At 38.9% G+C, this 11787-nt stretch carries 9 protein-coding genes and 1 pseudogene; 2 read left to right on the forward strand and 8 right to left on the reverse strand.

What is annotated here, in order from left to right; translation table 11 throughout:
• Positions 1–78: 78 nt before the first annotated feature.
• The gene (gene rplI / locus ACLHK8_RS06785; protein ID WP_057775228.1) at positions 79–531 is read right to left on the reverse strand and encodes a 50S ribosomal protein L9; all 453 of its coding nucleotides are present in this window, start codon (positions 529–531) and stop codon (positions 79–81) included.
• A 5-nt stretch (positions 532–536) separates the two neighbouring features.
• The gene (locus ACLHK8_RS06790; RefSeq protein ID WP_063696453.1) at positions 537–2561 is read right to left on the reverse strand and encodes a DHH family phosphoesterase; all 2025 of its coding nucleotides are present in this window, start codon (positions 2559–2561) and stop codon (positions 537–539) included.
• A 354-nt stretch (positions 2562–2915) separates the two neighbouring features.
• Here ACLHK8_RS06790 and ACLHK8_RS06795 point away from each other — a divergent pair, with 354 nt between their 5' ends.
• Positions 2916–4094 carry an MFS transporter gene (locus ACLHK8_RS06795; RefSeq protein WP_057775233.1) on the forward strand — a complete coding sequence of 393 codons (1179 nt, stop codon included), beginning with the start codon at positions 2916–2918 and terminating at the stop codon, positions 4092–4094.
• 52 nt (positions 4095–4146) lie between these two features.
• Here the strand turns inward: ACLHK8_RS06795 and ACLHK8_RS06800 are convergent.
• Positions 4147–5508: pseudogene (locus tag ACLHK8_RS06800) on the reverse strand (FAD-dependent oxidoreductase).
• Between the two features lie 32 nt (positions 5509–5540).
• Positions 5541–6206: an EAL domain-containing protein gene (locus ACLHK8_RS06805; RefSeq protein ID WP_434520254.1), complete on the reverse strand. Its 666-nt coding sequence runs from the start codon at positions 6204–6206 to the stop codon at positions 5541–5543.
• 322 nt (positions 6207–6528) lie between these two features.
• Between ACLHK8_RS06805 and ACLHK8_RS06810 the strand changes: the two genes are divergently transcribed.
• Entirely contained in the window at positions 6529–7818 is a 1290-nt protein-coding gene (locus tag ACLHK8_RS06810; protein WP_320531980.1) for an ISL3 family transposase, read from the forward strand.
• Between the two features lie 76 nt (positions 7819–7894).
• On the opposite strand, the gene rpsR is transcribed toward ACLHK8_RS06810, so the two are convergent.
• From rpsR to gyrA, 4 genes are all read right to left on the reverse strand, one after another.
• Positions 7895–8137, reverse strand: a complete 243-nt coding sequence (gene rpsR / locus ACLHK8_RS06815; protein WP_057773936.1) for a 30S ribosomal protein S18 — start codon at positions 8135–8137, stop codon at positions 7895–7897.
• A 24-nt stretch (positions 8138–8161) separates the two neighbouring features.
• Positions 8162–8710, reverse strand: coding sequence for a single-stranded DNA-binding protein (gene ssb / locus ACLHK8_RS06820; protein WP_057773934.1), 549 nt, complete (start codon positions 8708–8710; stop codon positions 8162–8164).
• Positions 8711–8748: 38 nt separating this feature from the next.
• Positions 8749–9039: a 30S ribosomal protein S6 gene (rpsF, locus tag ACLHK8_RS06825; RefSeq protein WP_057773932.1), complete on the reverse strand. Its 291-nt coding sequence runs from the start codon at positions 9037–9039 to the stop codon at positions 8749–8751.
• A 186-nt stretch (positions 9040–9225) separates the two neighbouring features.
• Positions 9226–11721, reverse strand: coding sequence for a DNA gyrase subunit A (gyrA, locus tag ACLHK8_RS06830; protein WP_057773941.1), 2496 nt, complete (start codon positions 11719–11721; stop codon positions 9226–9228).
• Between the last annotated feature and the right edge of the window lie 66 nt (positions 11722–11787).

Genomic DNA, 11787 nt, shown 5'->3' on the forward strand with positions numbered 1-11787 from the left:
TCTAAAATATTTTTTTTATAACTGCCCTTTATCGGTACCTTAAAACAGCCATTTCACCACAAAATAAACTGGATTTAGTTACTTTTCTGCAACGTGAACGCGAATTTTAGCTGTTACCCCTGGGTGTAATTTAACGGGTACATTTGTATAGCCCAACACACGAATTGGGTCGGTCAATTCGATCTTTCGTTTGTCTAATTTAAGTCCAAACTGCTTTTCAAGTGCTTGCGCAATTTGTTTACTGGGAATCGATCCAAACAACCGGCCGTCAGTACCAGCCTTAGCGGTTAATTCAACCACTGTCTTATCGGCTTCTAGAGTAGTTTTTAACTGCTTAGCTGTCTCCAAAACTTCTTCTTCATGTTTTTCTTCAGCACGTTGTTGCCCTTTTAAACTGCTCATGGCACCCTTTGTGGCTAGCTCGGCTTTACCATTTTTAATCAAGAAATTTTGTCCATAGCCATCTGGGACATTCTTAACCTCGCCACGTTTACCTTTGCCTTTAACATCTTCTAAAAAAATAACTTTCATGAAGTTCACTCCTCGTCGTCTTTATTTTCTTTATCATTTTCTTTTTCTAAAATGGTGGTTAACTGCGCTTTAACTTCAGCAACGGTTTGATCTTCAATTTGTGTAGCGGCACTACCCAAATGACCACCACCACCCATTTGTTCCATAATTAGCTGAACATTAACATCACCAGCACTTCGCGCGGAAATTCCGACTACTTTTTCAGAACGCCGGGTAATAACAAATGATGCTTCAATTCCAGAAATTGAAAGTAAGGAATCAGCCGCCTGGGCAGCCGTAACCGGATCGTATGTCCGCTCTTCTTCACCCACACAAACTGCTAAGTTTTTATTTATAAACGCCACAGATTCAATGAGATGATTACGTTGTAAGTAACTATCCACATTTTCCTTCATAAAGTGACGAATTAATCCTTCATCTGCCCCAACTGACCTTAAATAGCTGGCGGCATCAAAAGTTCGGGTTCCCGTTTTTGTTGTAAAGGATTTTGTATCAATTTCAATCCCCGCCAGCATCCCGGTTGCCTCAATTTCATTGATCGGTTCACTATCTTTAGATTGGTACTCAAACATTTCAGTAATTAATTCACAAGTTGAAGATGCATAAGGTTCAATATAAACCAAAACCGGATTTTCAGGAAATTCTGTGCCTCGTCGGTGATGATCAATAATCATAACACGATTTTCAAGCTTTTTATACAGCTCAGGTGCGGTTGTTAAAGAGGGTTTCGAATGATCCACCATAACAAGTAAGCTCTGACTATTCGCATTCTCTAAAGCTGCTTCTGGCGTGATAATTGACTCTTTAATAGCAGGATAATCCTCTAATGAAGTTAACAACCGTTTAACGTCTGAATGTAAATGTTCTTCGTCCAATACAATCCAGCACTGCCGGTTATTCATTTGTGCAATTCGCCGAATACCTAAACATGCACCAAGTGAATCCATATCGGATTGCTGATGACCCATGACAAAAATTTGATCGGCCTGTGACATCAATTCAGTCACGGCCTGACTAATCATCCTAGCTCTTACCCGCGTCCGTTTTTCCATCGGATTAGTTTTACCACCATAAAAACGGGCCTGATCATCTGGCGCTTTTACAACAACCTGATCGCCACCACGTCCCAAGGCCAAATCAAGATTACTCTGCGATAAATCTGCCAAATTATTTAGGTCTTGATCCCCATAGGCAATCCCAATACTTAATGTGATTGGAAAGTTCTGTTTGGAAGTAGCTTCTCGAATGGTATCCAACAATTTAAAGTTATCAGCTTCAACTTTTTGTAAAACTTCAGCATACATTAACACAAAAAAGTGATCATCATCGACACGTTTGAGATACATCCCAAATTCCTGTGCCCAACTTGAAATCTGATTTGTGACAAAACTGCTTAGACTTGAGACATCTGAATCCGCCATTGACTGGGTAACCTCATCGTAGTTATCCAAGAAAACCTGCCCAATTACTACTTGTGAATCATCATAAGCTTCTTCAATTTTGGCATATTTGGTGATATCCATCATGTATAAAACATGACTGTCCTGCTCAGTTAATAACGTGAATTGCCGATCACCCCAAGAAACAGTGACTGTTCCTTTTTCTTCACGATGATCCTCCAAAAGTTTTGCAAGATCTTTATCGACATCGACAATTTTTTTACCTAAGACATCTTTATCGCCCATGTAGCCTTGCATATAAGGATTAATCCACTGGATTTGATCTTCATCCCCATAAATCAAGATTCCAAGTGGCATTCGTAAAAGCGAATCCTGTTCGCTACGTTTAATTCGAAACGAAAGATCCGAAATGTATTTTGTTGTTTCTTCATTAACTCGGTGAAGTGTGTCGTTAATAAAGACACTTCCCAAGATAAGAAGGATCAATAAGACAACTCCCAATATCCAGTTGTAATAAAACGCAACACCTGCGCCAACGAGTGATAACAAAATAATATAAATTGCTAACAACCGTAAACGAGGGTTCCGCATAAATACTGGAATCCTTTCTGCTAAACGTAATTTTTTCATAGTTTCTCCTCGAATTGTAGACTAGTTTCATTTTATCACAAAGACCCATGACAAAGAACCGTGAGTAACTTATGTACGGACAACAAAATAAGCTAAACTAATTTTTTGAGTTACGTTCCACGTGAAACATTTTATGCACAAAATAACAAAAAATGTTTTTACCATTGAAGTTCACCAACCTTATCCGACCTTTACGAAACTCCTTTTTTTGTTTAAACTAAGCTAGTTATGGAGGTATTGCTATGTTAAATAATCGCTTTTTTCACTGGCTAATTATGCGCATTGAAAATCCTTTTTCGCTGCTAAATAAAATCTGAGCCTGCTACTTAATTTTTTAGAGAAGAAGGAAAAAATTTGGAATCACAAAAGGAATTATCCGGAAAAACTGTTTTACTCATGGCAATTGCTACTGGAATTATTGTAGCTAATTTAAATTATATCCAACCGATTGAAGGCTTGATCGCAACTAGCTTTCAAGTTTCCAAAGCCGCTGTCGGTGTTGTCGCCATGCTCACCCAATTGGGATACGCGTTTGGCCTTTTATTCATTGTGCCATTAGGGGATATCTTCAATCGTTATCATCTCATTCAAATCATGTTAAGTTTATCAATTTTAGCATTGTTACTGGCCTTCTGGGCACCATCCCTTATCATATTTGGCACAGCATCTTTACTAGTTGGAATTACTTCCGTGGCTCCCCAAATAATCATTCCCTACGCGGCTTATTTAGCCCCTAGTCTCCATCAGGGAAAAGTTTTAGGAAACGTCCTCAGCGGATTATTAACTGGGATCCTATTATCTCGCTCAGTCAGCGGTTTATTAGGAAGCTTTCTCAGTTGGCAATATGTCTATTTAATCGCCGCGATCATTTGCACAATCTTATTAGGTGTCTTACATGCCTTCTTACCAAGAGATCCACGTTCACATCAGACTATGCACTACGGCAAAGTTTTGGCATCTCTGCCGAAACTATTAGCTAAAGAAAAACACTTACAAGGATCTGCCATTAATGGCTTTTGTTTGTTTGGCGTGTCAAACGTTTTGTGGTCCACTTTGGCATTTTATTTAGCTCATCAGTATCATTATGGTAGCGACGTTGCTGGCTTGTTGGGCCTGTTAGGAATTACGGGCGTTTTATTTGCCTCAATCATTGGTCGTTTGGTTGATGCCTATTCACCAAGAATCACAATTGGTCTTGGCATTCTTTTTTCAACCTTGGCATTTATTATTTTTGCTGGCCTTGGGCATTTCTTTATCGGCTTAATCGTGGGAATTATCCTCTTAGACTTAGGAACCCAATTTGGGCAGGTTTCAAACCAAGCCATTGTTCAATCATTGAGTTTACAGGCGAGCAGCCGTAACAATTCCATTTTCATGTTTAGTTACTTTTTAGGTGGCTCCTTAGGAACTTTCTTTGGGACATTTGCCTGGAGTAACTATGGCTGGATTGGTGTTTGTATTGTCGCCGCCGTTTTCTTAGTTTTAGCTCTCCTTGGACATTTATTTTTAAAAGAACCGCAAAAATTAAGTTAAACTAAAACACCTATCAATCAGCGTAATCGTGGATTGATAGGTGTTTTTTACTCTAATTAACTTGTTTTGTTTGTCGTTCTTGTTCAATTGCTAATTGGGCTACCAAATTTAAGTAATTAAACGGTTCATCATAATGAGGTTGAAAAAGCATGTCTACAAAGGCTAGATCATCAATTGTATTCTTATTTTGAATACAAATCGAAATTGCATTCGCCGATTGCGCAACCTCATGCTTACTAAATAATTGCGCACCTAAAATTTGCCGATTTTTTCGATCATAAACAAGTTCAATCGTTAATAAATCCGTGGTTGGCATGTAGCTTGGTCGATAGTTCCCCTCATAAACCACAGAGGCTGCATCTAAGCCTTCTCTTTTAGCAGAATTAAGTGTTAACCCACTGCTAGCTAAAGTTTACCCAAACAACTCCATAGCTGAAGTTGCTTGCGTTCCCATGTTCTTTTGGATTTTACCAAAAATATTTATCCCCGCTAAGGCCCCCTGACGAACAGCATTCGTTGCTAGGGGAATGTATGCATTATTGCCTGCTGGATTGAAATACGAAACACACGCATCTCCTGCTGCATAGACATCAGGATTTGAAGTCTGCTCGTATCTATCAACTAGAATCGCACCGTGGCGGTCCATATCAACCTGCCCGCGTAACAGCTCCGTATTAGCCATAAAACCAGTGCTGACGATTGCCAAATCAGCTTTAAGTTCACCTTTATCGGTTTTAAGGACGATTTGATCATCCTTATCAGTGCCATGAAAGGCCTGGACTTTTTCGTCTAAATGAACATGAACGCCATGATCTTTGAGTAACTTAGTAACTTTCCCGGAAAGTAACGGATCAACATAATTGTTCAATACTTGATCATGCGATTGAACCAGTGTAACTTCATGATCGGTATCCGCATAGGCTTCTGCTAGCTCAACACCCACGTATCCACCGCCAACAATCGCAATATGTTTATGATTTTTAGCCGATTCATAAATATTTTTAGCTTGTTCATAGCTTTTACACAACAAAACTCTTGAATCATCAATTCCCATCAGAGGAGGGACGACCACATAGGAGCCAGTGGTCATAATCAGCTTGTCATAGGTATCCGTGAAAACTTCTTTGGTCAGCATATTTTGAGCAGTAAGCTGGTGCGTTTTGGTATCAACGCTTAAAACATCGTGTTGTGTTCTAACAGTCGCTCCCTGCTTTTCTAGATCTTCAGGACTCGCATAAAACATATCTTCCAATCGCTTGACGTCACCATTTAAATATAAAGAAATCCCACACGATAAGAATGACACGTTATCATTTCTCTCATAAATTGTGACTTCTGTGTCGGGATGAGCCTTAAAAATTTGGGTGACAGCTGCAATTCCGGCGTGTGTACAACCAATTACAACGACTTTCACAATGATTTCCCTCTTCCTCACTACAATCCAAACTAATCAGGATCGTCAGCATTAATTTTAAGTAAATGTGGTTTTCCGTAATAATAGCCTTGGCGCAAATCAATCTCCAAATCATCAGCATCATCTTCAATTCCCTCAAGAATAAAACGTAAATTTTCTTTCCGCGCAATATCACGCCAATAAACGACTTTAGCTTGAATTTTGGGATCCTGAAAACTTTCCTTAAAGTTCTGTAAAGCAAATTTGATTTCACTCACGTACGGAAATAATGCTTCTATCTCGTTAATCTGATTATCCCCTGTGCCCACATCATCCAAACAAATTTCCATTCCACGCTGAATGAACCGCTTAAACATGGGCTCCAGATCAGCATTAGTAATTGCTTCATCCCCTGGCTCCTCGGTTAATTCAACGTTTAACTTCAGTGGTCGTAATTGATCTTGCGCCTTGATTAGTGCCGCATTAATTTGCTTATTCATCATTTGTGTTCGATTTAAATTAACCGAAACGGATCCAATTTTTAAAACTAATTTGGCTGTTGTTTCTGCTAACATATCTGCAATAACTGGGGCAGGAATTTCTGAAAACAGCTTTGGCACTTGCCAACCATTATCCGAATGTTTCCGAATTAATAGTTCGTATCCAATTAATGAATTATTCATCTTATTTAATTGTGGTTGAATAAAATAACGATACATTTAATTCCCCTTTTAATTGTATTAGTTACTACTCATTATAAAACACTTTTTAATAAAATGTTTCTAAACCCACTATCTTTAAACCAGGTAGGCATGATATTCTGCTAAAAATCCATTAACCGATTTTATACCTATTTACTTTATCATAAATAATTATAAATCTCTAAAAATAGATTGCTTATGTATATTTAATCAAAAAAAGGCCTATCAAATCAATTTATTGATTTGATAGGTCCTCATTTGAATGGGTCTACACTTTCTGGTATTGGTGAATAACTGATACCAGTTTTTATTTTGAAAATTAAAAGGACATCTGTCCTCTTTGTGCTACGATTTAATCGCCAAACAAAATCGAAAAGAGGAAAAACAGATGTCCCTAACTAATTCTATCTTAAGCTTGTTTAAAATGACAGACCCAAATATAACCGTAACTGGTGTTACCAAGAAACGTTGCCCGAATGGACAACGAATTCATGTCGTTCACGCCAACCTTTCTTATCAGCTTGTGAAATGTCCCCATTGTGGCCATAAAAGTCTAATTAAAAACGGTACCCACGTTAGTCATCTAAGGTTGGGAACCTTATCAGGCGGACGTTATGAAATGCAGCTAAGAAGACAAAGATATCAATGCCAACATTGTTTAAAAACCTGTGGAGCTAAAACTAACCTCGTTAGACGTAATGAAACTTTTACCCACAATGTTAAACATCAGGTCATTGTGCTAGCTCGTGACATGCTGACCAGTAAAGAAATCGCTAAAATTTGTGGCATTTCACCAAGTAGTGTGCAACGTATTTTAAATGCAAATATTCACTTGGCTTACCGTGTTAAGCAACTTCCACCAAATCTTTGTTTCGATGAATTTCGTTCCTGTAATCATCTAATGTCCTTTAACTGTTGCGATGCCGTTAGTCATCGCCGCATTGTGACCCTCGAAGATCGTCTCAGTAAGGATATCATTGATTACTTTGAAGCTCGTTATTCAGTTCAAGAACGTGCGAAAGTTCAAACAATTACTATTGATATGAACGCCGAATATGCCAGCTTTATTCATCGTTTATTCCCGAACGCTGTCACGATTATTGACCGTTTCCACATTATTCAGCTTGCTGGTCGTGCACTAGACAATGTACGTACACGCATTATCCGTACTTTTCAAGATAAGCATTCACGCATTTACCGCATCCTTAAATCTCAATGGCGTTTATTTCATTTGGCAGAAGAGAAAATCAATGACACTAAGCTTATCTATTTACGAGGCATTAACGAGTATATGACCCAACAGAACGCCATCGACCTTGCCTTAGATGAATTTCCAGAATTCAAAACTGTGTATCAAACTTATCAAGGCATTCTAACTGCTATCCACCAAAAGAATGCCACGGGATTTAAAAATTTGATTACCAACTACCAAGTAGCTGGTAATCAAATGGACGTCACCATTTCAACCTTCGTTAAGAACGGCTCAGCAGTGCTCAACAGTTGTCGTTATCCGTATTCTAACGGTCCTATTGAAGGACTTAATCGCAAAATCAAGGTATTAAAGCGTAGCTGTTTTGGTTTTCGAAATATTCATAACTTCTTCATTCGTATCAGTTTAATTCATGAGTAAACAAAAAGCACATTCACCGAAGTGAACATGCCTTCAAAAATCTCTACCAATACAGTTTGACAGAGACCCATTTGAATTATTCTTCGGAAACGAATGGAAGTAAGCCCATGATCCGTGATCGTTTGATTGCAATTGTCAAACGACGTTGGTTCTTAGCACTTGTTCCGGTAACACGACGTGGCAAAACCTTGCCTCGTTCTGAAATGAAACGTTTCAGTAAGTCTGTATCTTTGTAATCGATATAATCGATATGGTTAGCTGCGATAAAGTCGACTTTACGACGTCGACGATTTCCGCCTCTTCTTTGTTGTTGAGCCATTGAATATCCCTCCTCTAATAGTTATTAGAATGGTAAATCATCGTCGGAAATATCAATTTGTTCGCCGTTATTTGCAAACGGATCGTTCGGGTTCGTACTGGCACTTGAAGCAGGACCATTGCTATTGCTCTGGTTATTACTGCTATTAGTGTTTCCTTGCCCGGCATCAAACGGATTGGTATTTTCGGATGATTGCGGAGCATTGCTTTGAAATCCCGAGTTGTTCTCCTGCCGTTGACGCTGTTCGGATTGAGAACGGGATTCCAACAATGAAAAGTTTTCAACGACAACTTCCGTAACATATACCCGCTGATTCTGTTGATTTTCATATGACCGGGTTTGAATCCGCCCATCAACTCCAATCAATGAACCTTTATGGGTAAAGTTAGCGAAATTTTCTGCGGCTTTTCGCCAAATAACACAGTTAATAAAATCAGCTTCACGTTCTCCTTGTGAGTTCGTAAATTGCCGATTAACTGCAACTGTAAAGGTTGCAACTGCAGCACCGCTGTTGGTGTATCGTAAATCAGGGTCTCTGGTTAAGCGTCCAACAAGAACTGTTCGGTTTATCATAAACAATGACTCCTTCCTGAATTAATTAAGTTTATTGTTTAACGTACAACGATCATGTGACGTAAGATACCATCAGTAATCTTAGCGATTCGGTCAAATTCATTTAAGGCCTTGTCATCGTTTGTTTTGGCGTTTATAACATGATAGATACCTTCATTGTATCCACCGATCTCATAAGCAAAACGACGCTTGGACCAATCTTTTGAATCAACCACTTCTGCACCATTGTCTGTCAAGATCTTGTCGAAACGTTCTACTAAGGCTGCCTTAGCTGCTTCGTCAACATCTGGCGCAATGATATAAGTAATTTCGTATGATTTTTGTGCCATGTGTTTTACACCTCCTTATGGACTAAGTGGCTTTCTCAACAATTTTAAGAAAGCAAGGAGAGCTTCTAAATTAATAGTTACTCACGAACTTAAATTATAGCATTCATACTTGTTCAACGCAATAAACAAAAAATCCCAATAAACGATACATAATTAAATTACGTCGTTTATCGGGATTCTATTTATTTATTTTTCTTGATCGTCAGTATTTTCTTCAGTAACTGTTTTTTCAGTTGTCTCGCTATTGTCAGATTGATCAGATGAATCTTTATTTTCCTCATCTGGTTGATCTTCATCTTCATGATCAACTTTAGCCATTGTTGCAACTTTAGAATCTTCATCAATTCTAATTAGATGAACCCCCATTGTTGCACGACCAGTTTCTGGAACTGAATCTACATCAAATCGAATCATAACGCCTCGATTGGTAATTAGCATGATATCCTCATCACCAAGCACGGTTGTCATCCCAGCTATCTGACCGTTTTTAGCAGTCACATTGGCTGTCTTGATTCCTTTACCGCCACGGCCCTTAATTGGATATTCTTTAGCTAATGTTTGTTTCCCATAACCTTTTTCAGTAATAATCAAAACTTTACTTTCAGGTTGTAGGATATCAACACCAACCACGTAGTCTTCATCACGTAATCGAATGCCACGAACACCGGTTGCCGAACGACCCATTGAACGAACTGATGCTTCTGCAAAACTAACTGCATAGCCATTGTGCGTTCCAATAATGATGTTTTGCTTGCCGTCCGTAATTGCAACGTTAATTAATTCATCATCATCTTTCAAATTAATCGCTTTGAGCCCATTACTTCGAATATTTAAGAATTCAGCTAATGGCGTCCGTTTGGCAACACCCTTCAAGGTCGTGAAGAATAGATAACGTTCTTCTGAATCATCACGATCCTGACCGGCATTGATGACAGCTTGAATACTTTCACCAGCGCTAATGCCGAGTAAATTAATTACAGGAATTCCCTTGGCTGTTCGGCCGTATTCAGGAATTTCGTAACCTTTCATCCGGTATACTTTACCAGCATTGGTAAAGAACAATAGCACGTCATGCGTAGAACTAGAAACAAGATGTTCGATGAAATCATCATCATGGACACCCATCCCTTGAACACCACGACCACCACGGCGTTGCGACTTAAATTCGGAAGTTGGCATCCGTTTCACATAACCATTATGCGTTAACGTAACCATAACGTCTTCTTCATCAATCAAATCTTCATCTTCAAGACTTAAGACTTCACCAATTAATAACTCTGTTCGTCGTTTATCGCCAAATTTTTCTTGAATATCAAGTAATTCTTGATAAATAATTTGATTCAAACGTTCAGTATGAGCTAGGATATCGCGGTAATCTTCAATATCTGCCATTAATTTAGTATATTCGTTTTCAACCTTCTCGCGTTCCAATCCAGTTAAACGAACGAGTCGCATATCCAAAATAGCTTGTGATTGTTTATCAGATAATGAGTAATTATTCATCAACTGATCTTTGGCAATCTCAGCTGTTTCAGAATTACGAATAATCGCTATGATTGCATCGATATGGTCCAAAGCAATTCGTAATCCTTCAAGAATGTGAGCCCGAGCTTGCGCCTTTTTAAGATCAAATTCCGTCCGACGACGAACGACTTCTTCTTGATGTTTGAGATAATACGTCAAGATTTGTTTTAAACTCAAAACTTTTGGCGCACCGTCTACAATTGCCAGCATATTGAACCCAAAGGTTGTTTGCATTAAAGTCATTTTGTACAAGTTATTCAAAACAACTGATGCACTCATATCACGGCGCACATCAACGACAACCCGCATTCCTTCACGGTCACTTTCATCGTTTACATCCGTAATACCTTCAATTCGTTTATCACGGGCTAATTCAGCAATTCTTTCAATTAATTTAGCCTTGTTTACCATGTAAGGAAGTTCCGTAACTATAATTCGTTCACGGCCACTCTTCTCTTGCTCAATATCAACTTTGGCACGAATTATAATCGTACCTTTACCAGTTTCATAGGCTTTACGAATCCCGGATTTACCCATCACTACACCACCGGTTGGGAAGTCAGGTCCAGGGACCGCCTCCATCAAATCGGCAGTAGTTGCTTCGGGATTGTCCATCAAAATATGAATTGCACTAACAATTTCTGACAAATTATGAGGGGGAATATTTGTGGTCATCCCGACCGCAATCCCAGTTGCCCCATTTACCAGTAAATTTGGAAAACGAGCTGGTAATACCTTAGGTTCCCGTTCTGTGCCATCATAATTTTCCTGAAAATCAACTGTATTTTTGTTGATATCACGTAACATCTCAACGGCAATTTTACTCATTCGGGCTTCTGTATACCGCATTGCGGCAGCCCCATCACCATCAACTGAGCCAAAGTTACCATGACCATCAACTAACATATAACGATAACTAAAATCTTGTGCCATTCGAACCATAGATTCATAAATTGCTGAATCACCATGGGGATGATATTTACCCATGACATCCCCAACAATTCTGGCAGATTTTTTATAAGGTTTATCAGGAGTAACTCCTAATTCGCTCATCCCGTATAAAATTCGGCGATGCACTGGCTTCAAACCATCACGTACATCAGGTAAAGCTCGCGCCACAATAACACTCATCGCATAATCTAGGAAGGACGTTCGCATTTCTTTACTCAGATTGACATCCGTTACACGTGTGCCAATATTCTCTTCACCAGCCAAGTTATTTAA

This window comes from Pediococcus sp. M21F004, from assembly GCF_051122535.1.
In the GTDB taxonomy this organism is placed as follows: Bacteria; Bacillota; Bacilli; order Lactobacillales; family Lactobacillaceae; genus Pediococcus; species Pediococcus inopinatus.